This window comes from Cellulomonas chitinilytica, from assembly GCF_016862675.1.
Lineage (GTDB): Bacteria > Actinomycetota > Actinomycetes > Actinomycetales > Cellulomonadaceae > Cellulomonas > Cellulomonas chitinilytica.
This window is the reverse complement of record NZ_BONK01000005.1, coordinates 234,710-260,724: the sequence shown is the minus strand read 5'-3', so window position 1 is coordinate 260,724 and position 26,015 is coordinate 234,710. Positions and strand designations below refer to the sequence as shown.

Below are 26,015 nucleotides of genomic sequence, written 5' to 3'. Positions count from 1 at the left end.
TGCGCGGCCGGGTCACTCGCTAGGACGCTTGGCTGTCGAGCAGCCCCAGATGCCGGCGAAGGACCTGCTCGGTCCGCTCACCCAGCTCCTGGGGCGCTCCCTCGTCGTCCGTGCGATCGCAGACCTCCGCGCGGATGATGCGCCGCGCTTCAACGGCGTCACCCTCGGCCGTCGCCACCGCGGCCAGGTCCAGACGCGGGATCTCCTCGAAGGGCGCCGCGACGGCAGCGGTCTCCGCAGCGAACCTCGCCGTCCGCACGTCGCCAGACGCCAGCGCGTGCGACGTGACCGTGTGCGCGACATCGACGACTGCGACCAGCATGTGCTGGTCGAGTCGATCGCCCTCGACCAGCCACGACCATCCGCCGGCCGCCCTGCGCTGCATCTCGTAGTCGAACGGCCGCCCCTCGACGAGCCGTAGTGCCGTCAGCAGGTCCGAGATCCCCGCCGCACCGCCGCGTGCTTGCGCTCGGACGCGAAGGCGTCGGAACAGGTCGATGTCGACGAGCAGGTCCTGCACCTCATACACGGGCTCGCCCCGGCGCATCGCGGCCGGGCCGTACCGAGCATCCGGCAGGTGCGGCTCTCCGGTGCGGGGGTTCGTGCCGAGCCACTCACGCACGACCCTCACGTACTCGCGCGCCTTCGCCGCAGTGATGCCGAACGCGTCGGCGACCTGCGCTGGGGTCACGCCGTGCGGGTGCAACGCGATGTAGCTGAGCAGCTCCGTCATGAACGGCTTCCGCTTCGTCAGCGCGGTGCCGCGAGTCTTCGCCTTCACCGGCCCGAGGAGCTGCAGTCGTGGCAGGGATCGGGAGCTGGAGAACCACTCGCGCACGTCACTGTCCAGGTGCGGATCTGCGCCCTCGACCTGGTCACGGACCGACGGGGTGACTCGTGGAGCCAGAGCCTGGAGATCGTCAGCCGTCGTTGCGGCGACCTCCAGGTACTCCGCGTCATGCCGGTCGAGCAGGCTGGATGCTGCCTCCACCACGCCGCCCGCGTCGGTGGCGCCGGTGACACCGTCCTCCGTTCCCAGCCGCGGAAGCACGTGCTCAGCGCGCAGAGCTCCAGCGTGGTCCGACCACGACCGCCAACCATCCGCCGCCTCGACGTCGACCGGCATGGCTACGTCCTGCACCTCTTCGGCCGCGGCGAGCAGCGCTGCACAGCCCAGGGCCTCATCGCTGGTCAGCCCGACCGCGACTAGATCAAGCCCTGCGCTCGGCAGGCGGACACGCCCCGACGAGGACATGTCGAGCACCACACCGGGCTCGCCGTCGCGCACTCCGTTGACCACGACACTCGCAGCGGTATGGCCCGGGTGAGCCTGGACGATCCCGATGAGCTCGTCGAGCATGGGAGAGGTCGCAGCAGCGTCGACCAGGAGCAGTCGCGGCGCCCAGGAGTCGGCACCGAGCTCGCGCGACCGAGCAGACACGACGTCGGTCTCAGCATCCACGGTCCGATCGATCGTGCGGACCGCTTCGGCCAGCAGATCACCCACCACGTCGTGTCCGGCGTCGGGACGGCCGGCGTGCACGTGTACTCGCTCGGGGTTGAGAGCATCCAGTTCCTCCGCCACCCCCACGCAATCCACCCGTACTCCCGCCGACCACGGGTTGCAGGCAACCTCCGCGGCGATGTATCGGGCGAAGTCGGTCGCGAACAGCGCGTCGCCGCGGATCGCGACGTGCAGGTCTTCGACGTTCAGCAGCCACACTGCCCCGTCGTCACCCGTACCGATCGTGACCAGCAGCGGGTAGGGCGCGGGCTGGTCGGGCTCGAGTGGGCCGACGTCGTCCAACGCGACCTGCGTCGCGAGGTACCAGTGGAAGCGGTCTTCCGAGCCGCTCCACGGTGCCGCCAAGTCGGTCGGCGCCGCCAGGTGCAGGGCGAGGTCCGTCGTGGTCAGCTCAACGGCGATCACCACGGGCATCGAGCCGCCGGCGCGGGCCACCGATGCGGCCAGACGGCGCAGCACCGCGTCCATTCTCTCGACGGTGGGCGCGGTCACTGTCCCGACAGCGGCCAGCGTGCGCTCCACAGGACCCACCGTTGGAGGCGGTCCCGCGAGAGTCCGCCCGGGTCTGCGAGCCCGAAACTGGGCACGGCGACGCCGGCGAAGCAGCATCAGGAGTGCCCCGGCCAGAAGCGATCCCCCACCGGTCAGCCCCGCCACAATCCACGGGAACGCGACTTGCCCATCGACGTGATCGTCGTGTTCCACGGGCGCGCCGCGAGCGTGCGCCGCGCCACCCGGCACGCTCGCAGGTGGCGCCAGTACTTGCTCACCACTGGCACGCGCCGGCTGGCTCCCTTCTGCCGTCGGAGCATCCACTGGGCGCGCGGGCGCGGCGGAGGGCGCGGCGGAGGGCGCGGCGGAGGGCGCGAGTGGGCTGGGAGTCGGGACGGGCGCAGGGGGTACGCCCGTCCCGACGGTCTCGGAGCGCCCAGGAATGATGACGGGAATCGCGAGCGTCTGGCCGACGTCGATCACGTCGGGGTCGCTCAGCCTTCGCCCGTCTGGCTGAACGATGTCCGAGCTGGCCTCGAAGATCTCGCCGTACCTGGAGGCGTCACCCAGCTGCTCAGCGGCGATGCTCGACAGCGTGTCCCCTCGCTGGACGACGTAGGTGCGAGTCGCGGCACCATCCAGTGGCGCTGTGTCGGGGCCGAGGGGCATCTGCAAGACGGTGCCCGCGAAAATGAGGTCCGGATCCGCCGCGAGCTGAGGGTTCAGATCGACGAGCTCGGTCCAGCGGCTGGCGTCTCCGAGCATCGCGGCGGCGATTCTCGACAGGCTGTCGCCACGACGCACCGTGTAGGCGCCGTTCTGACCCGCGACGAGCGTGGCGTTGCTCGAGTCTCCCGGCGCTTCTTCCGCCGATGGGGCGGTCACGGCCAACGGCGCCCCGAGCAGCCGTTCCGGTGCCGCGTGTGCCGGGCCGCCAAGCGCGACCGTCACGGTGGGAGCGACGGCAAACAAGAGGGCTGCCGCACTGACCAGCTTGCGCGCGGCAACCTGGGGTACGTGCAGCGCGGGCAGGCGCGGTGCATGTGCTCCTCGTAGGCGTGCGGCGACCTCGACGAGGATGCTGACACTCAGGGCTGCCCACGCGATCCAGGCGACGGCCTTGAATGCCGTGAGGAGCAACGAGCCGTCGTCAGGTGCGCTCATTGCGCTCCGTACCTGCCCGACCGTGGGGAACGCGCGCGGGATCGGACTGCCCGCAAAGGTCAGCAAGGCGAGCGGCGTCGCCACGACGAGGCCGATCAGGAGGAGCGCCGCTGCCAGACCCACCAGGCGCGCGCGGGCGCTCACGACGCAACACCTCCGACGGACCGGACGATCCGCACCTCGGCGTGTCCTGTCACAGTCAGTGACCTCACGCCGATCAGATCGAGAAATTTCGTGTTGTAGGTCGTGGTGGTGTCGACGATCACGACGACTCCATCCGCGACACTGACCCCGCCTGTCATGTCGGGTGCGCCGGCGATGTAGGCCGAGCCCGCTGCGACTGCCGCGCTGGCGTCGACGATCGCACCCTGCCCCAGGACAGCCATCGGAGCCTGCAGCTGCTGCCCGGCTGTGCGCGCCGCCTCCACGGCGATGTCCTGTGCCCGCTGCTTCGCGAGAACTTGTCCCCCGAGGTCAACGGCCAGCCCGACGAGAACCATGAGGGTGAGCGCGGTCGAGATCATCCAGACGGAGACCGAACCACGGTCCTTCTCGTCCTCGGCCCTGAGCCTCCCGATGTTCGCCAGCGACACGACGATCACCGCTCCCGGTAGGTGTCCAGCGGCGATCGCATGGTCGCGCTGACCGTGATCGACCCAGGCATGCCCGGCAGGACCAGGTCCCCCATCGGCACGGCGCAGGCCACCGTGGCGCCGACCGAAGCTGCGGTGCCCACAGCCGCTGCGAAGGCAGCGACGTCCACGTCCACGGCGCTCGTCACACAGTTCAGGCCCTGGTCAGTCAGTGACTGGACGGCGGCATCTCGAGCCCGCCCTTCTGCGGTGGCCTGAGTCCGCGCGATCGACGCTGCCCTCGCCGCCTCGGCTGCTGCCGCCTCCGTCGCCTGATGAGCGACCGCCGTTCGGCCGCCGGCGAAGATCAGCATCACCAGCAAGCCCACAGCTGGAGCGAGGGTCACGACCTCGACCACGGTCGACCCTCGTTCGGAGTCGCCGAGCGGGACGCTGCTCCCCCGGCTGTGCATGGCGGCCGTCATCCTGTGGTGATCCGCTCTACGGGCGCCGACGCGCTTTGCGCGATCAGCACCGTCCACCCCGGGACGACGCTCACCGATGTTCCCGTGACCTCGACGCGAGCAATCTCGGCGGTCCTTTCGACGTCGATGGCTGTGGCGGTGAACATCCCGACACCGGCGTCGCCCGCGAACGCTACGGCCGCGGCCCGGCCGTCGGCCGTCGATGCGCCCTGGCTCGCAGCCGCCCTCGCGCCCTCCTCGGCGGCCGCGATCGCGACGGTGCGCGCGTGGTAGACGAGTGCCGCCTGCATGCCGAGGAACATCATCACCATCAAGGCGGGGACCAGGACGACCATCTCCAGCGAGACGACGCCGCTGTCCACTGGCCCGCGGCGCACGCGCGAGCTCAGCCGGTCCACCGTCCGCCACCTCGTGCTCATGTCCGGTCCTCGCTACCTACGAGATCCCAGGGATGTGCGCCGCCACGTACGCCTGGACCGCGGCGAACACGAGCCCGGCGACCAGCAGCAGCCCTCCAGCCCAGAAGACGATCTCGAGCGTCGTCATCCCGGCCTCCGCGTCTCGCTCGCGGACCGCGCGAGTGCGCTCATGCAGAAAGAGGCCGAAGACATGGAGAACCGCGGCGATGCGATACATGGGAATGCTCCTCTCGGTGGGTGGGACTAGCTCATGCCGAACAGCCGAAGCAGGGGCGGCGCAGTCAGCAGCGCAAGGAACACGAAGCCCAGGAACGACGCCGGCAGGTACATCCGCTCCTCGACTACGTTCGCGTCGCCGAGCTCGGCGCTCAGCAGCGCGGAGCGGATCGCGGCGCTGCGTGCTCGTAGTTGCCGGTAGACCTCGGAGTCCTCGGTGCCCGCGAGACGCATGATGTCGGCGACATCCTCGAGCTCGGGAAGGCCCAGTTCGTCGGCGAGCTCTGTCAGGGCATCCCACGGCTGCTGCCCGTTGTACCGACAGCGCGCGAGCGTCTCGCGGATCTGACGGAACAGCCAGGAGTCCCCGACCTGCGCTGCGCTCTCCAGAGCCGGCCACGCGCCCGCTCCTCTGTTGCGTTCCAGCGCGCACAGCTCGATGTAGGCGCTGAGCGCCCGAGCACACTCCTGGCGGGCGGCCTTGGCCTGGGCACCGAGGTCCCGCGACGGCGCCACGAACAGCAGCACCGCGAGCGCCAGAGTTGCCGCGAGCGGGATCACGAACGGCAGATGGATGCCGAGCAGCGGCGCGGCCAGCGTCAGGACGAGCGGCAGGCAGAACCCAGCCGCGGCGCCGGTGACCTTGCGCCCGTAGAACTGCGCCGGCGTGACCCCGAGCACCGCCAGGTCACGAGCAGGCGGCAGCCCGAGAAGGCGAGCGGGCAGCGCGCGCTGAGCCCAGATACCCCATCGCTCCTCACGGGTCGCGATCGAAGCCGCCGCAGGGGCACTGGGCCGACCTGATCCCGGTGACAGCCGCTCGAGCACATCCTTGAGGTCGGGCTGCATCGGCACGAGCGCGTACGCCGCACCCGCGACGCCGGCGGTCGTGACGCCGCCCAGCGCGAGCGCCAGCTGAAAACCGTTCATCGCGCACCTGCCCGAGCAGCCGGGCCAAGGAACCGCTTCATCGGCTTCCCCTCGCTCATCTTGCGCATCCACACGAGGGCCCCGACGTAGGCAGCAAGCAGGACCGCGAGCACCAACTGGCCCAGTGGCGTTCCATACGGGGCGACATAGTCGCCAGTGAGAGCGAGCACGCCAAGGACGCCCAGCGAGAACAGCGTGACGATCCGCGCCGACCCGCGCGGCTTGGCCCGCCCCGCCTCAACGCGTCGGCGGGAGGCGACGTCTTCGGACACGGACTCGGCGACACCTTGCAGCGCAGCCGCGAGTGATCGGTTGCGACGCTGCGCCGCCAGGATCAGGTTCGCGGCGATGAGGTCCCCGGTGACGTCGTCGAGCTCGTCGGCGAACGTCAGCAACGCCTTCCGCGTGTCCCAACGGGCCCGCAGCCGGCCGACGAGGCGCGTGACTTCCGGCCTGATGGCGTCCGGCGTGGAGCGCAGGGTGGCGGTGACTGCCTGCTCCAGGCCGACGCCCGCGGCGAGCACACCCGCGAGACCGCGCGTCCACTCCTCCATCGCCTCGACCCGCCGAATCTGTCGCGCCGACGGCGGGTCTGCCAGAAGGTACGGCAACATCAGCGCGGCGAGCGGCACGATCATCAGCGACACGAGCCAGCCGGTGAGCAGAGCGAGCAGCACACCGGTCAGGGTCGCGACCGCGAGGAGGTTCTTCGTCCGTCGGGGTGTCCGCGACCATCGCCGGGCGAGACCGGATCGCGCCCGGGCGGCCGATGCCCTCGGCGGCTGCCGTCGCAGCGCGACGACCATCCCGGCCGCACCACCGACGACCAGTGCTCCGAACACGCCCGAGGTCACCGACACGGTCATGAGGACCACCCAGCTGCGCGAGCCTCACGCTGGAACAGGTCGATGTCGAGCCCGAAGTCGACGAGCTCGTGGCATCGATTCGGCAGCATCCCGGTCGCGCGCGCCGGGCCGGATCCGCTGGGACCGTACAGGTGGGTGAGCGCGAACCCGGTCTCACGCTCCCCAGGCTCCACCAGCACGATCTCGCTGACCCACCTGCGCAACTCACGGCTGCCGTCAGGCAGGGTGAGCACCCGACGCCGGAGCTGTACGACGACCTGCAGGGCACCGACGAGCTTCTCCAACGCCAGGTCCCGGGTCACGTGCGGGCCCGCCTCCATCGCGCAGGTGACCAGCTTGCGGATGCACGCCTCAGCGCTGGCGGCGTGCGTCGTGGACAGCGACCCCGTCCCGCTCTCCATCGCCTTGATCATCGTCCAGACCTCGCGGCCACGGACCTCACCGACGATCTGGCGGTCCAGCGCGAAGCGGAAGCTGTCGTCCAGGGCCTCGTCGAGCCCGTACGCCCCCGCGGCCCGACCGCTCGCACCAAGCTCGCCGATCCCTGGACGCGCCTCCCACTCCACAACGACGTCGTGCCGGCCCGCCGCCTTGAGGAACAGCTCGTACTCGGTCTCGAACGTGCCGATCACCTCCCACTCGGGGACGTGCGCGCACATGGCCCGCGTGAGCGTCGTCTTGCCGGCGGACTGCGGACCAGCCACAACCGCGCTCCATCCGGCGGCGACCATCGCGCCCAGGAAGTTCGCGGCTGACGGACTCAGGCCGTCCCGCTCGACCCACGCGGACAGGGAGTCGAGCGCGAACCGGTGCCGACGGATGACGACGGTCGGCTCGCTCACGACCCAGGCGGTCGCCGCCAGGCGAGCGCCGCCGTCAAGCTTCATGTGCAGCTTCGGCGTGCCCTCCGAGAACGGACGCGGGTTCGACTCCGAACGGTTGGCCACGAACTTGAGGAAGTCGATCAGCTCCTCGGCGGTGTCCGCAACGGCCGGTCCCTCGACCCGCGACCCGTCCACCAGCTGCAGCAGGACCCGTCGCCCCAGGATGAAGATGTTCTCCACGTCGTCGCGGTCGACGAGTGGTTGCAGCCTGCCGAGCCGGAACGCTGCGTCGAACACGGCCTGACCGATCGCGGCCTCTCGCTCGCGGGACCACGCTTCACCGGCACCTGCGGCGAGCTCGCTCCCCCGGTGCGCCCGCAGCAGGTCATCGATGATCCGTCGGCCGAGGCGCTCCCGCGTCGGGCGGTCGACACCGCCACCACCGCCCTCGCCGTCCTCGCCCGACCACTCCTGCGTCTTCGTCAGCTCTGTGGCGACCTGCGTTCGGAAGGCGGTGACCAGGCCCCAGTCGATGCCGCTCTCCCGACCTGCGGTGGGCGATGTCGCCGTCACTGAGGACGTATCCCCCGCTCCCGAGTGCCGCACGGCATCCGGCACTCCACTCATCGAGAAGTCGCCGCGTACACGACCGTGCCGAGATATCCCCGCCCAGAGCGGCAGCGCCTCGAGCTCCAGTGTTGTCGTCTCCCACGCCGCCGGGTCGCTCACGCCGGGCTCCGCCCTTCCGCGCCTTGCAGCATCTCGATGTCCGCCAGGACGGTCCCCCGGATCGCGCTGCCCGCCGCCCGCAGGGTTCCGAGCAGGACGCTGTCTTCCCATCCGCTGCGACCCGCGAGGCGCTGCCAGATCCCAGCCCGCGGCGGGAGCTCACCGCGTGAGAGGACCGCCGCGTTGGCCGGATCCCAGGCCACGGTGGCCACCACCGGCAGCGCGAGGGCTCGTGCGATGTCCCGCGCCCCGAACGGTGCGCGCTCCCCCACGAGCAGCACGGCCAGCGCCCGTGCCGCTCCTCCTCGCTCGAACCGCGTACAGAGGGTCTCGATCCACGACCTGGCCCCGGAGAGGGCGACCATGTCGGAGCGCACCACGACGATGGCCATGTCCGCGGCGTCCAGGACCGGATCCGGGCTGCCGACGAGGCCGAGACGCCCGGCGTCGACGATCACATCCTGCCCGGTCGTGTCGAACGATCGCAGCACGTCGGACAACGGCTCCCAGAGCCCGACCAGCGATGGCGCCTGCTCGTGCGAGCGGATGCCGGGGACGAACCGCACCCCGCACCCCGGAAGTGGCAGAGCCAGCCGTGCCACGGCCTCCAGCAGCTGACCCTCGCGTTGCGCCAGCGCGAGCTCGATCATCGCTTCCGGCAGCAGCACCTCGCCCCGGAGGTAGCCCGCTGCCACCGCCGAGGCACCTGTCGGATCCGCGTCCACGAGGATCGCCGGCCGCGGCCACGTCAGGGCCAGTCCGAGAGCGGTCGTGGTCACCCCGGGGGATCCCGAGGCAGAGGTCAGCACGATGAGGCTCATGACTTCACCTGTCCCGTGAGTCCAGGACGATCGCGACCGTGCCCGTGGCGGAGGCCGCTGCCAGCTGCGGCGCGTCCACGGTCGGCACCTGCACCGTCACCACCGTCTGGGTGCCGTTGCTTCCCTGTACCCCGGTCTGCTCGGACACCACGACGGCGCGCGTCGTCACCGGTGTCGCCGCTGCCCCGTCCGTCGCGGTGAGCGGGTCCTGGGTCGTCACGACCTGGACCTCGTCTCCGCTCACGAGCTCGACGCCAGGCAGCATCCCGGTGGAGACCGCAACGCCGACGAGCGAGTGGCCCTCGGACGGGATGTTCTCGGCCGTGACTGACTCCGCCGTGATCAGCGATCCTGCCGCGACGTCCAGCGAGGCTCGCTGACCGACGAGGCTGTCGAGGCCGGCACCAGGCACAGTACGCAGCGCGAGGTCCTTGTCGATCCGGACCGTCATGAGCTGATCGCGGCCGATGAGTGTCCCCCGCTCGATCGTCGAGCGCGCGGCGACGACGGGCTGGGCGGTCGATGTCGACGCGTGCAGCCAGACGTTCCCCAAGGCACCCAGGCAGACCACGAGCACCATGGCGCTGAACAGGCCCCACCGCCTGCGGCCCTTCGGTGGGCTAGGAACCAGTGGCGTCGCCTCCACTTCACTGACGAGCGAGCCGGGGACGCCCCGGTCGCTCGTCGTGCGAGGCCCGCCGGTCGCGTCCGCCACCGTCATCGTTCGCCCATTCACCGGTTCCCCCTCACCGAACGGGATCTACTGCCTCAGGACCTGGACTTCGCCGATGGTCACCGGCACCGACTCCCGCAGATCCAGGCGGATCGTGCCGGTGCGACCGATCCCCGCCCAGGTCACGACCCAGTGCGACGTGGCCTGTACGGCGTACTGGCCCTGGGCCGTGTAGGTGTGCCCGCAGTCCGGCGACGACGATCGCCCGGCGTCCGGCGAGTACGGCGTCCCGGCACCCCGGCAGGTGACGATCTGTCCGTCACCCATGTCCCACGACACTGACGCGACCCGGGCCGTCGCCGTGACGCTCCAGCCACCCGTCGAGGCGGTTCGTGTGATCGGCCCGAACGTCTGCTGATCTGGCCGGTCGATCCACATCCAGTTCGGCATCCCGACGAGTCCCACTGCCCCGTCCTCGGCGCTCGGCGCGATGCCCACCCGGATCGCTTGGAGCGCCATCTCCGAGACCGCCTCACGAGCGAGAACGGCAGGGTCTGGCGGCGGAACCGGCGCCGTTGCCGACCAGTACTGCAACGTCACCCCTGTCGTCACGAACCCCGCTCGGCCGGCGACGGTCCCAGCGACGCAGTCGTAGATCGCGCCGTCGGTGTGCCCGCCCCAGATCGGGAAGGTCATAGGCGGCTGAGGCTGCGTCAGCCCTGCCGGAACGCACTGGCGACCGTCGACGACGATGATGTTGAGCCCACCGTCCCCCGCCCCGCCTCCGGCACCACCACCGCCTCCGGTTCCTTCTCCCCCGGGGCTCTCCGACCAGATCAGGCACACGCCGTGCGGCCCGTACGACGCGCACGTCACCGGGTCCTCCGCCCACGCGACCGCCGACGTCACGGGGACGGCAAGAGCAAAAGCGGCCCCCACCAGTGCGAGCCGCCGGCTCAGCATGTCGCCCCCTGGACCGGCGTCACCAGCCCCACGCGCCACTGCGTGGCATCCGGGTACCCGTAGTCGACGACCGTGACGTCGGCGACTTCGCGATCGGGCTGGGTCGCGGGGATGACCGACTGGCCGGCGGAGTTCAGCACATCGAACGTCGCTCCATCGCTGCACACCCGCAGCACGACCGTCGGCGCGACTGGCGGCGTAGCGGAGGGATCGCCGCTCAGGTCAACGCTCCGACGTTCCGTTGAGACCACCTCGATCGAGCCGACGGCCTTCGTCTTCGCCTGCTGTGCGCTGATCAGCGCGTTGTTCATGTTGGTGCGCTCGGTCGCGATCGTCACGCCGTCGAAGCACGTCGACGGAGAGTTCGGCGGGTCGGCGAGGCAGCTGACCACCGTTCGGAAGTAGGCACTCACGACCTGTGCCGCGGCACTTGCGGCCTCGTCCTCCGCCGAGAGCGAGGGCGCCGCGGTCGTCGGGGCGGCCTGCGTCGGCGCGCTCGTCGACGCCTCAGGTGCGTTGCCGCTGCTCGTGCATGCGGCGAGCAGGAGCACGAGCGGCGCGCCTAGCGCCCCCGCGAGACGGCACTTCACGACCATCGCTCTCCCCCTGCTCACCGCGCCCTGCGACTGGCACCTTCCGCAAGCGCCGGGCCAGCCTCCGGCAGTCGGGCCCTCGCGATTCTGATCAATATGCACTAGCGCTTATCGTGCAGGTTACGCCTCGCGGTCGCTGTCGTACACAGTTCGGACCGGCGCGCCGCGAGGCGCTCCGGTCTTCGAGGCGGCCGCGCCCGTCCGGCCCCATCCCCGAGCGATGGGCCGAAGGTACGCCACCCGCTCGTCCACAGTGCTTCCCGGAGCCGGCTGCCCTGGCCCCTCTGGAATGGCGCCGGCCGAACGGCGTGCAGCGGCGTCCGCGAGCGCACGGGCCTCGTCGGCGGGACTGGACGCGTCGCGCTCTCTCAGGAACGGCCCGAGCGTCCTTGTCGCATCACCGAGCTCGACGACCTGGCGGACCAGGATCATTCGGCTCTCGCGCGCCAACGTCGCGGCCAGCCGGCGAGGCGGCGTCGCGGAGGGCATGTGCGGGGCGTGCTCCCAGAGCCCGACCCACAGCGGCCACAGCGCCCACACGCGAGAGCGCACCACGATCTCCTGCCGGATCGACTCGACCGCCCCAGCGAGAAGTGCGGCTGCGGTGATCGTGATCGACAGCATCAGCGCCGCCTGCTCTGCCGCACTCAGCACATCCGCCAGTTCAGCGGAGCCGAGCGAAAGTGCGAGCGTGACGAGAAGGACGGACTTCAGCACCGCGTAGCCAGCACCCACCACGCATGCGACGCCGATACCGACGAGCCGCACCCGGAGCAGCCCTCGCGCGCGCGGGGCGTTACTGAAGCCCAGCACCGCGCAGCGGCACATGACGACCATGAGAAGTCCTAGGAACGTCGCCCAGTGGATCCCCCAGAACGGCGAATCGGCGTACACGTCAGCGCGCGCCTCGGCCGCCGCGGGAAGTTCCTGGGTCGCGCGCAGCAGCGGGGCCGTGAGTGCGACCGCAGCGACGATCCACGCCGCACGCCGTACCGGGTTCGCGAGATGGCCGTTCTCGTCGGCTGCGCAGCGAATGAAGGCGAGAGTGGCGACTGCGGCTACAAGGATGGAGGTGTGCTCGACGACGGCAAGAACGACCGACCGGCCGAGCGCGGCACTGACGACATCCGCGTCGATCGTCAGGCCGGTGGCCAGCGCCACCACCGCAACCGTCAGCGACCACGACCCCGCACCGCGAAGAGTGCGCACCACCTGGATGCCAGCGACCACCCAGAGCGCGAGCGCCACCACCAGCCCGTCAGACACCGCTGCCACCGAGCGCGCGCCGCAGGGACTCAGTCTCAGCGTTCTCCAGAACATCGGCTGCGCGGACCGACCGGAGCGTGAGCAGAGACGCGATCATCTCTGCGTCCCGCTCCGAGGGACCAGTGAAGCTCGCGCGACCCAGCATCGCCACGACCCGTTCAGGATCCAGATCGGGCATCGTCAGTCGCACCAGCTCGCGGAGCGTCTCCGCGCCGACGATCGAGCTGGCGCCTCCCTGATGCCTCAGGATCATGTGGCCGTACTCGTGACGGACGGTGTGCGCCTGCAGCATCGGGTCGGCATCGTCCGGGACGAGGATCACATCGATCGTCTCGGCCTCGAGCCACGCGCCGCAGGCCGCGTTCGTGAAGACCTTGGCCGGCGCCGTCCGGACCACGATGGGTCGCCCTCGATCATGCTCGAGGATGCCCTTGATCTGCTCGTTCGTGATCGGGCCGGTCAGCCCGAGCGCACTGAGCGCGGCCTCAGCCCGTCGCCGCAGGTTCGCTGCCACCGTTCACTGCCCCCTTGTTGGTGCCGTGTTGATGCTCGAGCTCGCGGACGCGCTCGAGCATCAACATGAGCGCTTCGAGGCTCGCCGGGGAGAGCCCAGATGCACGGAGAGCGACTGCACGGACGCCTGCGTCGCGAAGAGCGGCCGCTGCGGCGAGCTGCTCGTCGATGTGTGGGCCTTGGTCCTCGTCGAAGAAGTAGGCCGGGCTGACGCCGAAGAACCTGGCGAGCGCTTCGAGGTGACGCTTCGTCGGGTTGTCACGCTTCCCGGTGCGGAGCATCCAGACGTACGTGGCAGAGATGGTCGGGCCACCCGCCTCCGCGACGCCGCGGGCGACTTCCTCATGGGTGTACTCGCGGTCCGGCGCGCCCGGTGGTCGCATAGTCTCGAAGAGGCGATTGAGCTTCGCTGGAAGCCCTGAAGATAGGCCGCTGATCTCCGTCATCCGCCCAGTCTCCTGAACGACAGTTGGTCTGCGAGTGGAACCTCATCAACCACAGTTAACGGTGGCAGACACATCCGCGCCGCACAAGGGCCCGCGGTGGGCTCTTGTGATCTCGAAGATCCTGGGGCCTGTACCCGCCACGCTCGCTGCGACCGTGCTCGCGTCGCTCGTCGCAGCGTCGCCCCCATGGGCCACGCTTGCGATGGTCGTCGGTCTCTTCGGAGGGACGCTCCTCGCCGCGATCGGCATCCTGCGGTGGCTCGGGGGCCCTGGCTCACTTACCCGCCACCGCGCGGTACCCGTCGTGCTCGCAGCGGAGGTGCTCGCCCTTGTTGCCGGCTGGTTGATGGGCCTCCCCTCCGAGGTGATCCGGGCGTTCATCGCGTTCTTCGTCGTCGGCCTCGTGACGCGCGTCGGCGCACGCGCCAACATCTCTGCTCATTGCCTCTTCTTCGGCACCCTCACGGGTCTGTTGCTCGGATGGATCCCCATCGCAGGGATGTGCGCGCTGGCACTCCTCATGGCACTCGCCGCGGCCCGAGTGGCGCTACGCCAGCACACGGCGCCACAGGCCCTCTGGGGTGGGCTCGGGGGAATCGCAATAGGCGCCCTGGCCGCAGCCGTTTTCGCCTGATGCGTCGGCCGTCATCGAATCTGGCGCCGACTGCCCTCGCTCTCGCCGCCCGCGAGGCACATCGCCCTCGCCTGGTACGAGCCCGCACGACCCGACGGAGCCACGCACCGTTCGACGGCCCGCCGACGGTGCGATGCCTGGCAGAACATGCGAGAAGCGGACCGCGTCGCCACGGCGCAGTTCCCTGCTGAAGTCGACGAGCCGCAACGTACGGCTCTGTTCCTAGATCTGTTCGAGAAGTGGGTGACGAAGGTCGTGGAGAAGGACCCCACCATCGTCAAGGCCGGTTACTGGAAGTGTCAGCCGGACTACAAGTGGAGGTAAGCACCGTGGCCATCGAGCGCCCCGACTACGTTGAGATCACCGCGAAGGACTGGGCCGACGCCGATCGTGTCGCGATAGGTGTGCACCCCCGCAGGACCTCATACCGGCTCGATGACGAAGGGCACCTGGACGACGCCCCACAGCTGGGTTGGACCTGGGCCAGCGCTGAACCGGTCGACGACCTGGTGCCGACCGCTGACGGCATCCGGCTCGTCAGCCCTCGTGTACGGGACGTATTCGACGCCCACCTCGGACCCGACGACCAGATCCAATGGCTACCCGGCACCATCACGAGGACCGACGGAACCGCGCTGCGGTACTGGGTCCCGCACTTCCCGGTGCACCATGACCTGCTCAACCATGAGTTCTCCACCTTCGGGCCCAGCGGCCTGCCCATCCTCACGGTGTTCTCCCACGCCAAGCTGGACGGGCACGCAGTCACCGCACTACCCAACAGGTCCCTGACCACCGTCATCTCGGCAACCGTCGCCGACGCCCTGCTCGCGCTCGACCTCGTCGGCGTCGACTTCATGAACATGGCCATCGGTCCGTAAGCAGCTCCCCGACCCGCCGGTCGCACGTCCGGCGCGACGACGAGGACAGCGACGGCTCCGCACGACAGGGGGCGCTAGGGGCGTAGCTGTCCCTTGGCGATCGTTATGTTGCAGATGGGGCATCCACACGAGCCGTCCGCCGCGAGGCTGAACGTCCCGTAGCTCTCGCAGTATGGGCACTCGCCCAGAATCAGCTCCGCCATGCCACGGATCGTACGGCGGCGGTTGTGCGTCCTCACCGGAACGGGCGAAGCTCAGCGCTGAAAGGCCGCGACGACCTCTGCGGCTGAGACCCCGAGCGCATCACCGATCAGACGGGCAGTCGCCTCGGACATCGACCGACGCGGCCCTTGCGACTCCCACCGCCGAAGAGTTGGAGCAGACACGTGGGCGATTCGCGCGAGCTGGTCAACACTCAGCCCCGCGGCGAACCGGTACCAACGGATCGTCGGGCCCTGCGCTGGCGGCATCAGGAGCGCTACAGGCGGGAGGTCCACGGCGTCGGCGACGGCACGCAAGATCTGCGGCGACCGCGGCCGGGCCACACCACGCTCCCACATCGAGACCCGCTCACCCCCGACGACACCGATTCGGTGCGCGAGTTCGTGCTGGGTCAAGCCGGCCGCTTCCCTCGCAGCTCGCAGCACGTCTCCGGCGATCGCTGGTGCAGTCTCCATGGCGAGATCACCCTATGGCTGAGGCGACCTGAGTGCGCCCGTCGTTCGACTCCCTGTCCACTTCGCCGCGCTGCGCGACGCGCCGCGGAGTGCTGACCCGGTGCCGTGTCGCAGCAGCACGAGCCGCCGAGTGACGAGCCGGTGAGGCGGACTCGAGTCCCCGTTCTGGTCACGGCCTCCGCTGCGCTGCCCGCTGCCGCGCAGAATCCGGCGAGGGTGTCGGGCGGCGTCGATCGTCCTCCTCTACTCCGCTCCTCCTAGCGGTGGAACCCCGATCGCCGGTCTTCACCTCGTACCTCGACACTGAGTGACCAAGCCGACCGACCCGTGATCGGCGGATCGGCGGTGGCCCAGTTCCCATGGGAGAGCGTCGAGGTCGCCGACTCGACGAGCGCCGTCGCGGACACGACCCGGCGCACCAGAACGGCGACGGCGGCCGCCGCCTCAGGCGGAAGCGGGACCCGCGTGTCCCGAGCCACGTCGTTCGGGTGGACCGGAGCCTCCGGGGACACAGCGCTCTCACGCACGAGTGAGTTCGCAGCTCGAGCAGAGACCTGCAAGCTCGGATCCGTCACGACGTCCTGGACGACGCTGGCACGATGCGCGGCGCCCTCCAGCCCGCTCATCAGCACCTGGCTGACTGCCCGCAGGTCAGCGAGGTCGCCCCCATGGCCGACGATCAGTTGTGCGCTGATGCCCCTCAGAGCGGACCTCAGTTCGGTGCCGGCGACGAGGAGATCGTCATCGCACACGCGCACTCGCCCGGCGAGGCGCGCCAGGTCATTGCGCAGATGCCCCCACGCCTCCTGCGCTGCCGACATCGCCGGCCGCTGCCGTCGCGCAAAGTCGACGGGATCGATCAGCCCATGGCGAGCAGCCGCGGCCGAGACCACCTCGGAGACGAGCGTCATCTCCCGTTCGAACATGGCCACGAACATCGCAGATGTGACCTCAGGGGCCCGAGTCGCCAGGCTCCGGTGCGCCTGGACGTCCCACCTCGCAATAGCTCGCTCGAGCCGTTCGCGCACGCCCGAACGTTCGCCGTGCGTATTCGCTGGCCCACGCATCCGCAGATACTCCCGCGCAGTGTTCTCGATAGAGCACAGACGCCGAGATAGCTCACGGACCGGCTCCACCGACTGACCGATCCGGGTGGATTCGCGCGTCGCCTGGACGCGGCGAAGCGTCCGTTCGTGCTGGTTCACCGAAACGCCGACCGCGTGCGCGGTCACGTACACGGCGTGCATGGTCCGCATACGCGCGAGCTGCGCATCGTGCTCCTCGGCCTCGCTCAGGTCCCGCGCGGGATCGACGGCGGTCAGGAGCGCGGCCGCTCGCTCGAGGTTGCGGGCCATGCCCTCCAGCTGCGCGTCTCCCTCCCCGACGCCAGGCCATCCAGTGCGCTGCTGGCGCCGGTGGAGCCACTCCGTCACCGCGACGACGTGCCCGATGCTCGGGTCGTCGCCATCCCCAGGGATCGCCGCCCAGAGCTCCGCCGCCGCCTCGACCACCTCACCCCAGGAGCGCGCCTGGGCCGGCGCACGGTCCGGGTTCGGATCCCACATCAGATCGCGGGCCGTGGCTCCGACGTCCAGGAGCAGCTCCCCCACCGTTCGTTCGTCGGTCACGACGACGCCTCGGCTTCACGCAGCAGGCTGCCAAGTTCCCGCACGACCCACGACAGGTCAATCGACGACGACCCGCCCGGCTGGTCGCATAGTTCGTCTGCCGCGGCGCGCAGCAACGCACAGACGCCGACTACCGCCGTCGCGGCGGGAAGCTCGACGTCGTCCAGGCGCCCTCGCGCATGCTCGGGCACCAATGCAAGGACTCGCGCAGCGACGACCTGTGCCCCGACGGCCACGGAGTAGGCGTTCGGGTCTGGTCGCGACGGGTACATCCCTTGATCGGCCGCTTCGGTGACCAGCGCAACGACGTGGAGAAGAGGCGCGATGGCTTCGTCATCGACCAGCTCGATTGCGTTCATCGCCATCCCTTTTCGATTGCTCGATGCCCTCCGTCAATCGAGCCACAGACCGTCGGTCCGCCGGAGCACCTCACCGGCTTCTGTGGACAACGCCGAATGGTCGTGTGGGCGGCTCGCGGGAGACTCGTCGCGTACCGAATGCCCACGACGCGGTCGGGATCGATCTGCGTGAGGAAGATTGAGCTATACGCGCTAGTGCGAATGCCACGGAGGTCAGATGCGTCGTCCGCTCAGGAAGGTCCTCGCCGTCAGCCCTGGCGTGCTCTTCAGCGTCGCCGTGGCATCTGTCGTATTGCCCGCCCTCCCGGACGTCGTGGCCGCGGCCTTGTTCTACGGCGGCGTCGTCGTCGGATCGCTGTCCATCACAGGCGCGGGCGAACGGGCCACCGCAGCCTTGGTCCTGCGTGCTCACTCCCTGGCGCCCGAACAGCAAGAGACGTTGGCGAGCACGCTGACCCTCGTCTGCCGCGCCGGACTTGGACCCCCACTCGTCGAGGTGCGCATTCGACGTTCGGCGGGCCCCGCTGCATGCGCGTTTGGTCGCAGAACGGTGGTTGTCACCTCGGGACTGATCGACGCGCTCGAGGACGGCGACATGACAGCCGACGAAGCCGCCGCCGTGATCGTCCATGCGAGCACGCTCGTCCGGACCGGCCTCGTTCGTTTCGATCCGCTGCTGACGTTGTCCTCCGCGCCCTGGCTGATCCTCGGGGCGCTTGTGCAGCGCGTTGCCGCCGCCGCGCGGCACGTACCCGGCGCAAGGCGCGCCTGGCAGCTTCGCGCGCTGCTTGTCGCTGTAGCGATCTATCAAGCCGCAGCGGTCGGCCACCTCCTCGTTGCGGGCGCGCTCGCCGCACTGGGCTTTGTGAGCTATGCGATGCCCGTCTGGACGTCTCGATGGCGAACCACTCTGCTCGTCGCGGGCGACGACGGTGTCGCGTCGGCGGGCCTCGCCGGTCCGATGCTGGCGCTTCTGCGCCGCTGCCCTCCGAGCCATGAGACTCGAACCCGGCGGCGCCGCCTACGCCGACACGACAGCTCCGGTCCGCGCCGACCACTCGGCCTGGTCGCCTGAGCGCAGCGCAATGGCCTCCACACCAGAGATCTGTCGTCGAGTCGCGGGGCCGAAGACACGAGGGAGCGCGATCCAGTGATGCCGCAGCTCCGATGGCGCGCCGCAGTTACCGTCGCGACTGTGGAGAGAGTTCGCGTGGTTGGTCAGGCCATGTGCCGGGCGCTGGCGCGTCAAGCCGGTTCGCCGACCCACCCCACCTGCGCCAGTCTTTGCGTCCGGTCGTGGCTTCCACGAGCCGGCGGTACTCGTCTGCGACCGGACCAGTGGGGACGGCCTGAGCGAGTCGCAACTGCAGCTGGCGGTCGCCGCCGGCGATGTGCTGGGCCAGCTCGTCGACGAACGCCGGATCCTCGAGGACTGCGCGCACGTCACCACGGTGGTCGACGAGAAGCTGGGCCGCAAACGGCTCGAAAGCCGTGTCCGTCGCGTCGTCAAGCGCCCATGCTCGCTCGCGGTGCGCGCTCAGGGCGGAACGGGCAAGTTCCAGCCGAACGTGCCGGCTCGCGGCTCCATCGCCGATCAGGCCGCGAGTGAGCGCGTCGATCCGATCGCGATCCTCCGTGCTCATCGCCGCAGCCCCGGACGTGAGCCGACTCCTTGCAGCCACGCCGACCGTTGCGCCGTTTGCAGACGGGTAGACGCCTCCGGGCAAGCCGCCACCTTCGCGGCCGACTCGTAGGACGTGACCTCAAGCCCGACGTCCGCGGCCGGACCGTCCCGCTGCGGCGCGGCGCGACGCTGGGCGATCCCGGCGGCCACCTGGGCCGCATCGTGCATGTGCGTGCGCATCGCACTGGCCGACGCCCACATCAGATCGATCGCCGCCCCGACCGCGTCGACCTGGCTGCGCGCCGATGAGGCAGCCTGTACCTCCGCTGGCCCCAGCTCGCGCCGCGCGTACGAGTCGAGCTCAGCCCGCGCCGCACTCACCATGGTGCCGGCAGCCACGAGACGACGCTCACCCTCGGCAGCGACCTCGCTACCCAGTGCGCACAGGCGCTCCAGAAGCCCGAGGTCGTCGTCGACTCGGACCGGCGAACGGAGCACCGACCGCGTCGCGGACGTGTCCGCGACGACATCGTCCACTGCACGATCAGCTGCAGACGCCCACACGGCGACGTGCTCCACGACCGTACGAGCAGACACTGCCTGACTCACGGCCGCCGCGTGCTCGAGCGCAACCTGCTCCGGGAGCCCGGCGTTCCCCACTCCCTCAAGGAGGCGCGCGACCTCGCGCACCCTCTTCACCGAGACGATCTCGGCCTGTGCCTGACCGAGATGGCGGCGCACGCTTCCAAGTTCGTCGTTGCCAGCACTCATCGCAGACCCCGTTCGACGTGTGGCGCGGGCACCCGCGCCACTGCCCTCCAAAAGGCCATGACTTGTGCCTCATGTTCACCACGAACTGCCCGTGGAGTGACGCGCGCTGCGCTACCTGGGGTCGGCCAGCGAACTCCCTGGTCGCGGCCGAGCCGGTGGCGCTACGAGCCAACTCACGGACCGCGCGACATCGCCGGCGCGCATCCACTCGTGCCGCTCCGAGTAAGGGTCGGAGTGCGAGTCACGCCACGCGACCATCACGTGGGTCGTCGTCCAACGCACCGCCCGAGCCGGCCGCCACTCCTCGGAGCCGTCTGACCACACGACCCGGACGATCACCGGCTCGTTCCCCTGCGGCCGCAACGGCACCTTCTCGGGAACCTCCCGATTCGCCACGGACCGAGGATCACGCCCACCACTCACAGCGCTGATCGTACCGAACATATGTTCGATCTCTCTTTCGAGTTGGCGCGTCAGCCCGCCCGCTGCGCGCGGAACCTCACCCGCTCTGCAACCGGCCCGGGTGCGTTCACGCGAAGGGAACCCGTGCCCTGAGCGACGACTCCGTCAAGAACGCGTTGGCTAACAGGCAGCGCCGGCACTGGGGCACCTTCTCGCCGTGCACCTGCGCGGCGTCCGACAGGTGGCCGCCGGGACGCCAGCCGGACTCGGGACACTCCCTGCGGAGACGCGACACGGTGAGGTCGTCTCACCACCGATCGCCGGGTTCCCGCAGGGCAGACTTCTCACACTGCTGCACGGAGTCCTGGACGACCGCGTTGCGCTCGCCTCGATCGCAGCAGCGATGAACGCGCTGACCGCCGAGGACATCAACTACGGCGCCGCGCACTGGACACGCGAAGACAGCAGCGACCTGAGCTCGGCCCTGCTCAACAACGCGGGGCTGACCGGGTTCATCCTCAACGCGACGCAGTTGAGCCAAGACACTGCACTGGCGGAGCAGGGTGAGAGCACCCGTGCCTTGATCGGGTTCGGACGAGATGCCGCGGGCATGATCCCGATCGCCGGCAAGCTCACCAGCTACGGCTTCGGCAAGGCCCTGGACGCCATGCAGGCGAGCGCCGAGAGCAAGTGGGCCAGCGCTGTGGCACGCGTACAGGACGAACAGACCAGCGCCCTGGACAGCGCATCGACCGACCTGCAGATCACGACCGCAGTCGCGCTGATGCAGCACGGACACATGCTCACCGACGACTCCAGCCTCAGAGCGGATGGCTCGATGTCCGACCAGGCGGCGTTCCCGTGGATGCGGGGCGGCCGGCTCGACCCGTCGGTGCTGACCGACTCCGCGGCGCGGGACCGGATGATCGTGTGGATGCGCGGTCCGGACGGCGATCCGATGGTGGAGTATGTGCAGCTGATCGACGACGCGTTCGGCTCAGGACGCGACGAGCACGACCAGTCCGGCTGGTCTCAGGAGGGCGACAAGTGAGGAACCGACGTCGCCGCGCGGCTGTCGTGGCCGCCCTTCTGCTGTGTGTCGTCTCGGGGTGCACGACGCCCCCGGACCTCACCCCGGTGCCGACCGTCGCACCCTCGCCGTTCATCTGCGCCGGTGTGTCTGCCGACTCCGCCAACCTGATCCTCGGTGGCGAGGTGAAGGCCGTCGGCCCCGCGACGAGCAACCCGTCGTTCCCGTACTTCGAATGCGACATCACGCGCTCCGACGGCAGCGGCGGGCAGATCAGAGTGATCGGACTGCCAGCACAGAACGTCGGCGAGAGCGACGAGGCGATCCTGGCCTACATGGGTGGCGCAGACGTCACCTCCACGATCACCGCCGACGCTCCAGGACGCGGTTTCAGCTCGTACGACTCGAACGAGATCGACACTGTCGCCGGCGCGCTATGGATCTGCGACGAGTTCGCGCTGCGCGTGCGCCTGCAAGACGTGGACGTCGAGGGTCGTGATGCCGAGACCGACTCGGTCAACCTCCTGCGGTCGATGCTTCCCTGGGCGTGCGGAGGCGAGAAGGTGCCACCCGCAAGCTTCTAGGTGTCCGTACCCGCAGCGTTGGACTCCAAGTCCGGCTCCGTGTCGACCGTCCGTCTACGGGGCTCCACCGGCGTCCGTGCGCGTTCGCTTCCCGGTGAGTCGCGCGAGCAGACCTCGGGAACGCCTCGTCGAGCCACGTTGGGACTGCGGTTGAGCGGCGCTCCCCTGTGAAGCCGCAGCAGAGCGGAGCGCTTCCAGCTTCGCTGCTCTCGTGGCAATGGTTAACTCCCGGTACCGGCTCGCGGCAGACTTCCAGTCCCCTACGATGGCCGTCCTGACGTGGACTGCAGCAATCGCACCGGCGACAGCGAGCGTGAGCAGGATCAGGGGCGCCTGGTGCACCTGCCCACCGTCGGCGAGGTCTCTGACGATGTCGGACGCCGCGACGCCCGCGAACGCGCTGGCCACGACGATGGCGACTTCGGCCGCCACATCGCCCGTCCGCGCACGGTTCCGAAGCTTGTTCGCGTACACAGGAAGTTGATGATCCGCGATCGGGAGCTCGGCTGACCAGGGATCAAGAATGCGCGTGCCCCGGACTGTTGCCCGGCTCGGCGCCACGGTCAGGACATCGATCTCCTCTGGCTCGAGAAGCGCGAGTTCGTTGACACCGACATCAGGGTGGCGAGCGCGGCGGGCGTCGAGGCAGCGACGCGCATCGCGTCGCTGCCTGGTCGCGTTCAAGAGCGCTCTGACGGCCACCAGCAGTACGCCGAGGTTCGCCAGCGCGATGGCCAGCAGTCTCACAGACATCGATTCACCACCGATCGACGTCGGACGAATACGGCCGCGTGCTCGGGCGCATGGAGTCGGCCACGGCCCAAGTCGCCATCGCGATGAGGAGGGTGACTGACGTGAGGTTGGCCAGCAGAGTCGAAACCGAGTCACCCCAGAACGCCGGCCCCCAGATGGCGGTCGTCAACGTCACCAGCGAGGCGAGCAACCAACGGAAGAAGCGCACTCGAGCCCGGAGGCCTCGCTGCGCCTCCGGCGCAACCAGATAGAGCGGCACAGTGCGCCGCTCACCTGGTACCGGCAACTGCGGTCCGTCCGTGGCAGGAAGCGCACCGACACGCCACATCCGCCTCGGCAAGCCGACTTCGGATCGTCTGCTGCTCTCCATCGTTCGCACGAGATCCCATCCTGTCCCACGGCTCGCGCCCGAAGGAGAAGGCACGGCCACACCTGCCGGGGAGGCCGGCACCACCCCCGGATGACAGTTACGAGCCGTTCACGGCGGTCGGTGAGTCACCCTGCGTGCCGCCCCCATGGCACTGGGCGCTCTGCTACTGCTTCGCCAAGTCGGACAGTGCGGCCGCCAGCGCCCGGTCGCGCACCGTGGTGGCGTGCTGGTAGAGCATCACCGTCGATGGCGTGGAGTGGCCGGCACGCGCCTGGAGCTCAGCCAAGGTCGCGCCGGACTGCGCCGCCAGCGTGAGGCCCGTGTGCCTGAGCCAGTGGAACCGGAACCCCCCAGGAAGGGACGTCTTCTTCACGGCCTGCTTGAAGTGGTAGGCGTACGTCGAGGGATGGATCTGCAGCGTGGGCTGGTGCGCGCGCGGGAACAGCAACCCGTCGGGACCAGGCGCGGCATACGAATCGAGGTGAGCCTCGACTGCAGGCGCGATGTGGGGCGGCACGCTGATGGCTCGCACTCCCGCTTCGGTCTTGGGTGGCCCGACGACGGGCGCTCCTTCGACCCAGGTGACGCCTCGGCTCACGCGGACGGCTTCGGTGTCGATGTCGCCTCGCCGGAGCTCGAGGGCCTCCCCGTTGCGCAGCTGGCACCATGCACCCAGCAGCACCGAAAGTGCGAGCTCCGGTGGCATCGCCGCCGCAAGCTCGACAACCTGCGCCGGCGAGGCGACGAACTGCTTGGTCGCGGGCTTCGAGCGACTGGCCCCTCGAACACGACAAGGATTCTCGGAGACGAGGTCGTCTTCGAGGGCGGTCGCCATGATCCCGCGGAGCAGGGCATAGGTTCGCGCTCTGAGCGTCGGCCGTTGCGGCAGCAGATCGCGGTACCAGCAGGTGATCGACTCGGCCGTCAGCTCGGAGAGCAACGTCCCGCCCAGGGCCGGGTACACGTGCTGCTTCAGGTAGTGCTCGTACACGCGCCGTGTCGATGGCCGCAGCGGCTCCCCCGACGAGTTGCGCCGCTCCTGCATCCACCGCTCGGCATACTCGCGAATCGTGATCCTCGAGACGAGCACTTTGGGTCTGATCACGCCGTCCTCAAGCTTGGTCCGCTGACGGGCGAGCCAGATCTCGGCGTCGGCCTTCCGCGAGAAGGTGCTGGGTGCGTTGACCCAGACCTGCGGCATGGTTCCTGGGACGGTGTGTCGTGCTCGATACCTGCCTGACGGCAGTTTCGTGATCGAGCCGAAGCCTTTCCGCTTGCTCACCATGGGGTTGTGGACCGTCCGCGTGTCATAGGCGTGTCATAGCGTAGAGTACTCGCCTTGCACCTCGGTTCGCGTCCATGCCGGATCTACCCCCAGGTCAAGCGGCACTTCCCAACCTTCGGTTCATCTTGGTTCCCATCCGTTCACCCCGGCGCATGTGGGTTCGAATCCCACTCGGGGCACCTGTCTGACCTGGCCATGGACTGTCGCGTGTCATATCCGTGTCACAGAGAGTCCTGCCGCCTGCGAGAGCGAGCACCCGCCCGGACCGGCGGGTAACCCGGAACCGGCGGAAACCCTGAGCTCCTGGGCAGCGGGGCACGTCCCGTGCGCGTCGAGGGTCCGCCCGACGCGATCGCCGCCGCCCTGGCCGACCCAGGGCGCATGGTCGGGCTGGACGCGCGCATGTGCGTGATCCCCAGCGGGAGGACTGCGCTCTGCAGGTAAGGCACCCATCCCAGGACGTCCTCGAGGGAGGAGAGCATTCGAGCGTCCGTGGTTCAGCTAGACCCGTCCCTCGAGCAGGATGAGCAGCCCGGTAGTCAGCACGACGAGTCCACCGACCACGGCGGCGACAACGCCGATCCACGGGTAGACCCCGGCCGTCTCCTGCCACCCAAGTTCCGTTGCAGCACCCCGGATCAGTTCGTGGGCGTCGGCGCTGGTGAAGCGTCGCTCGACGACCCGCTCCCCGTTGGCACCCCAGGTCCACTCGCGGGACGTCGACCAGGTGCGTCCCAGCGTGCGCGTGACCTGCACCGCGGCGGCCAGCTGCGGTGTGCGGCCGGAGGCACCGGCGGCCCACTGCACGGTGAGGTGGTCGTCGATGATCTGCATGGTGAGTGTGTCCGGGTCCAGGACAACGTGGTTCTGCACCACGGTCCTTTGCCCGGCGCGCTCGAGCGGCCCGTGCCAGCGTGCGTCGCTGACGTCGATGCGCAGGTCGAATCCTTCGTCGGTCGGCAGGACGCGGTACGGGGTGTCCTCGGCAGCGGCGGCGACCGCGGCGCGCAGCTCCTCGACCGCGTCGTTCACGACCCGGCCGGAAGTGGCTCGTCGTCGACCTCGACAGACAGCGTGTAGTCGGTGCCCTTTCCAACCTTCGCGACGCTCACCGTGACCCCGATCCGCTGGTCGTTGACGGTGATCGTGCAGCGCACGTCGGCACCCACGCGGACAGGCAGGTCGTCGGGGCAGTCGGTGGCGTCGGGAGCTTGTCCGACTTCCTGGACGAGCACCTCCTCGGTCTTCTTCTCGACCTCGTCGCTCGGCACGAACTTCGTGTCGATGTTTGCGTGCACCGAGCAGCCGGCAAGGAGCGCGGTCACGGCGAGAACGACGGGTGTGAGGACGGGGCGCACCGGCACATGGTGACATGTGCCGGGCCCAGCCGGGACCGAGATGTCCAGCGCGAGCCCCGTCTCGATCACGCGGATGGGCCCCAGTCGCCTGACCACGAGCCAGTCGGCTAGGCCATCCGTGGAACTGGCCCAAAACGGGCGGCCGGTTCCCCTAGAGTTCGGCGC

The 26,015-nt window shown here is 69.5% G+C and carries 28 protein-coding genes; 5 read left to right on the top strand and 23 right to left on the bottom strand.

All coding sequences use genetic code 11. From position 1 onward, the window contains the following. Positions 1-19: 19 nt before the first annotated feature. From Cch01nite_RS09480 to Cch01nite_RS09415, 14 genes are all read right to left on the bottom strand, one after another. Positions 20-3,325: a LysM peptidoglycan-binding domain-containing protein gene (locus Cch01nite_RS09480; RefSeq protein ID WP_203751940.1), complete on the bottom strand. Its 3,306-nt coding sequence runs from the start codon at positions 3,323-3,325 to the stop codon at positions 20-22. Continuing rightward, positions 3,322-3,783 carry a pilus assembly protein TadG-related protein gene (locus tag Cch01nite_RS09475; RefSeq protein WP_239070175.1) on the bottom strand — a complete coding sequence of 154 codons (462 nt, stop codon included), beginning with the start codon at positions 3,781-3,783 and terminating at the stop codon, positions 3,322-3,324. Before Cch01nite_RS09475 ends, Cch01nite_RS09480 begins: the two co-directional genes overlap by 4 nt. Then, entirely contained in the window at positions 3,780-4,172 is a 393-nt protein-coding gene (locus Cch01nite_RS09470; protein ID WP_239070172.1) for a TadE/TadG family type IV pilus assembly protein, read from the bottom strand. Before Cch01nite_RS09470 ends, Cch01nite_RS09475 begins: the two co-directional genes overlap by 4 nt. Before the next feature lie 62 nt (positions 4,173-4,234). Continuing rightward, positions 4,235-4,636 carry a TadE/TadG family type IV pilus assembly protein gene (locus Cch01nite_RS09465; protein ID WP_239070169.1) on the bottom strand — a complete coding sequence of 134 codons (402 nt, stop codon included), beginning with the start codon at positions 4,634-4,636 and terminating at the stop codon, positions 4,235-4,237. A 264-nt stretch (positions 4,637-4,900) separates the two neighbouring features. Beyond that, the gene (locus Cch01nite_RS09460; protein WP_203751903.1) at positions 4,901-5,803 is read right to left on the bottom strand and encodes a hypothetical protein; all 903 of its coding nucleotides are present in this window, start codon (positions 5,801-5,803) and stop codon (positions 4,901-4,903) included. Further along, on the bottom strand, positions 5,800-6,669 hold the full coding sequence (locus tag Cch01nite_RS09455) for a type II secretion system F family protein (protein WP_203751893.1): 870 nt from the start codon (positions 6,667-6,669) through the stop codon (positions 5,800-5,802). Before Cch01nite_RS09455 ends, Cch01nite_RS09460 begins: the two co-directional genes overlap by 4 nt. Then, a complete protein-coding gene (locus tag Cch01nite_RS09450) occupies positions 6,666-8,066 on the bottom strand; it encodes a TadA family conjugal transfer-associated ATPase (RefSeq protein ID WP_203751878.1) in 1,401 nt (466 codons plus the stop codon). Before Cch01nite_RS09450 ends, Cch01nite_RS09455 begins: the two co-directional genes overlap by 4 nt. 152 nt (positions 8,067-8,218) lie before the next feature. Beyond that, the gene (locus Cch01nite_RS09445) at positions 8,219-8,947 is read right to left on the bottom strand and encodes a hypothetical protein (RefSeq protein WP_239070163.1); all 729 of its coding nucleotides are present in this window, start codon (positions 8,945-8,947) and stop codon (positions 8,219-8,221) included. Positions 8,948-9,047: 100 nt separating this feature from the next. Next, positions 9,048-9,764 carry an SAF domain-containing protein gene (locus tag Cch01nite_RS09440; protein WP_203751859.1) on the bottom strand — a complete coding sequence of 239 codons (717 nt, stop codon included), beginning with the start codon at positions 9,762-9,764 and terminating at the stop codon, positions 9,048-9,050. Positions 9,765-9,803: 39 nt separating this feature from the next. Continuing rightward, complete coding sequence (locus Cch01nite_RS09435) at positions 9,804-10,316, bottom strand: PKD domain-containing protein (protein WP_203751856.1); 513 nt, start codon at positions 10,314-10,316, stop codon at positions 9,804-9,806. A gap of 356 nt (positions 10,317-10,672) precedes the next feature. Then, entirely contained in the window at positions 10,673-11,230 is a 558-nt protein-coding gene (locus Cch01nite_RS09430) for a hypothetical protein (RefSeq protein WP_203751837.1), read from the bottom strand. Positions 11,231-11,392: 162 nt separating this feature from the next. Beyond that, a complete protein-coding gene (locus Cch01nite_RS09425) occupies positions 11,393-12,538 on the bottom strand; it encodes a DUF6545 domain-containing protein (RefSeq protein ID WP_203751834.1) in 1,146 nt (381 codons plus the stop codon). After that, on the bottom strand, positions 12,531-13,052 hold the full coding sequence (locus Cch01nite_RS09420; protein WP_203751831.1) for a hypothetical protein: 522 nt from the start codon (positions 13,050-13,052) through the stop codon (positions 12,531-12,533). Before Cch01nite_RS09420 ends, Cch01nite_RS09425 begins: the two co-directional genes overlap by 8 nt. Beyond that, positions 13,024-13,497: a helix-turn-helix domain-containing protein gene (locus Cch01nite_RS09415; RefSeq protein WP_203751828.1), complete on the bottom strand. Its 474-nt coding sequence runs from the start codon at positions 13,495-13,497 to the stop codon at positions 13,024-13,026. Before Cch01nite_RS09415 ends, Cch01nite_RS09420 begins: the two co-directional genes overlap by 29 nt. 106 nt (positions 13,498-13,603) lie before the next feature. Between Cch01nite_RS09415 and Cch01nite_RS09410 the strand changes: the two genes are divergently transcribed. Both Cch01nite_RS09410 and Cch01nite_RS09405 read left to right on the top strand, forming a co-directional pair. Then, entirely contained in the window at positions 13,604-14,131 is a 528-nt protein-coding gene (locus Cch01nite_RS09410; RefSeq protein WP_203751825.1) for a hypothetical protein, read from the top strand. Between the two features lie 329 nt (positions 14,132-14,460). After that, positions 14,461-15,009, top strand: coding sequence for a hypothetical protein (locus Cch01nite_RS09405; RefSeq protein ID WP_203751822.1), 549 nt, complete (start codon positions 14,461-14,463; stop codon positions 15,007-15,009). A 254-nt stretch (positions 15,010-15,263) separates the two neighbouring features. Here Cch01nite_RS09405 and Cch01nite_RS23040 read toward each other — a convergent pair whose 3' ends face one another. From Cch01nite_RS23040 to Cch01nite_RS09390, 3 genes are all read right to left on the bottom strand, one after another. Continuing rightward, positions 15,264-15,686 carry a helix-turn-helix domain-containing protein gene (locus tag Cch01nite_RS23040; protein ID WP_203751820.1) on the bottom strand — a complete coding sequence of 141 codons (423 nt, stop codon included), beginning with the start codon at positions 15,684-15,686 and terminating at the stop codon, positions 15,264-15,266. A gap of 257 nt (positions 15,687-15,943) precedes the next feature. Then, on the bottom strand, positions 15,944-17,314 hold the full coding sequence (locus tag Cch01nite_RS09395) for a hypothetical protein (RefSeq protein WP_203751818.1): 1,371 nt from the start codon (positions 17,312-17,314) through the stop codon (positions 15,944-15,946). Further along, complete coding sequence (locus Cch01nite_RS09390) at positions 17,311-17,673, bottom strand: hypothetical protein (protein ID WP_203751816.1); 363 nt, start codon at positions 17,671-17,673, stop codon at positions 17,311-17,313. The genes Cch01nite_RS09395 and Cch01nite_RS09390 overlap by 4 nt, the downstream gene beginning before the upstream one ends. Positions 17,674-17,890: 217 nt before the next feature. Between Cch01nite_RS09390 and Cch01nite_RS09385 the strand changes: the two genes are divergently transcribed. Then, positions 17,891-18,748, top strand: coding sequence for a hypothetical protein (locus Cch01nite_RS09385; RefSeq protein ID WP_203751814.1), 858 nt, complete (start codon positions 17,891-17,893; stop codon positions 18,746-18,748). 106 nt (positions 18,749-18,854) lie between these two features. On the opposite strand, the gene Cch01nite_RS09380 is transcribed toward Cch01nite_RS09385, so the two are convergent. Next, positions 18,855-19,316 (bottom strand): hypothetical protein, encoded by a 462-nt coding sequence (locus tag Cch01nite_RS09380; RefSeq protein WP_203751812.1) that lies wholly within the window; start codon positions 19,314-19,316, stop codon positions 18,855-18,857. Then, positions 19,313-20,068 carry a hypothetical protein gene (locus tag Cch01nite_RS09375; RefSeq protein ID WP_203751810.1) on the bottom strand — a complete coding sequence of 252 codons (756 nt, stop codon included), beginning with the start codon at positions 20,066-20,068 and terminating at the stop codon, positions 19,313-19,315. Before Cch01nite_RS09375 ends, Cch01nite_RS09380 begins: the two co-directional genes overlap by 4 nt. An 805-nt stretch (positions 20,069-20,873) precedes the next feature. On the opposite strand from Cch01nite_RS09375, the gene Cch01nite_RS09370 reads away from it, so the two are divergent. After that, a complete protein-coding gene (locus tag Cch01nite_RS09370) occupies positions 20,874-21,521 on the top strand; it encodes a hypothetical protein (protein WP_203751808.1) in 648 nt (215 codons plus the stop codon). After that, complete coding sequence (locus tag Cch01nite_RS09365) at positions 21,518-22,084, top strand: hypothetical protein (RefSeq protein WP_203751805.1); 567 nt, start codon at positions 21,518-21,520, stop codon at positions 22,082-22,084. The genes Cch01nite_RS09370 and Cch01nite_RS09365 overlap by 4 nt, the downstream gene beginning before the upstream one ends. Positions 22,085-22,138: 54 nt before the next feature. Here Cch01nite_RS09365 and Cch01nite_RS09360 read toward each other — a convergent pair whose 3' ends face one another. From Cch01nite_RS09360 to Cch01nite_RS09345, 4 genes are all read right to left on the bottom strand, one after another. Beyond that, a complete protein-coding gene (locus Cch01nite_RS09360; RefSeq protein ID WP_203751802.1) occupies positions 22,139-22,837 on the bottom strand; it encodes a hypothetical protein in 699 nt (232 codons plus the stop codon). Positions 22,838-23,370: 533 nt separating this feature from the next. Beyond that, positions 23,371-24,492, bottom strand: coding sequence for a tyrosine-type recombinase/integrase (locus Cch01nite_RS09355; protein WP_464204569.1), 1,122 nt, complete (start codon positions 24,490-24,492; stop codon positions 23,371-23,373). A gap of 501 nt (positions 24,493-24,993) precedes the next feature. After that, positions 24,994-25,524, bottom strand: a complete 531-nt coding sequence (locus Cch01nite_RS09350; RefSeq protein ID WP_203751796.1) for a hypothetical protein — start codon at positions 25,522-25,524, stop codon at positions 24,994-24,996. Continuing rightward, positions 25,521-25,850: a DUF4333 domain-containing protein gene (locus Cch01nite_RS09345; RefSeq protein WP_203751794.1), complete on the bottom strand. Its 330-nt coding sequence runs from the start codon at positions 25,848-25,850 to the stop codon at positions 25,521-25,523. The genes Cch01nite_RS09350 and Cch01nite_RS09345 overlap by 4 nt, the downstream gene beginning before the upstream one ends. Positions 25,851-26,015 lie beyond the last annotated feature (165 nt).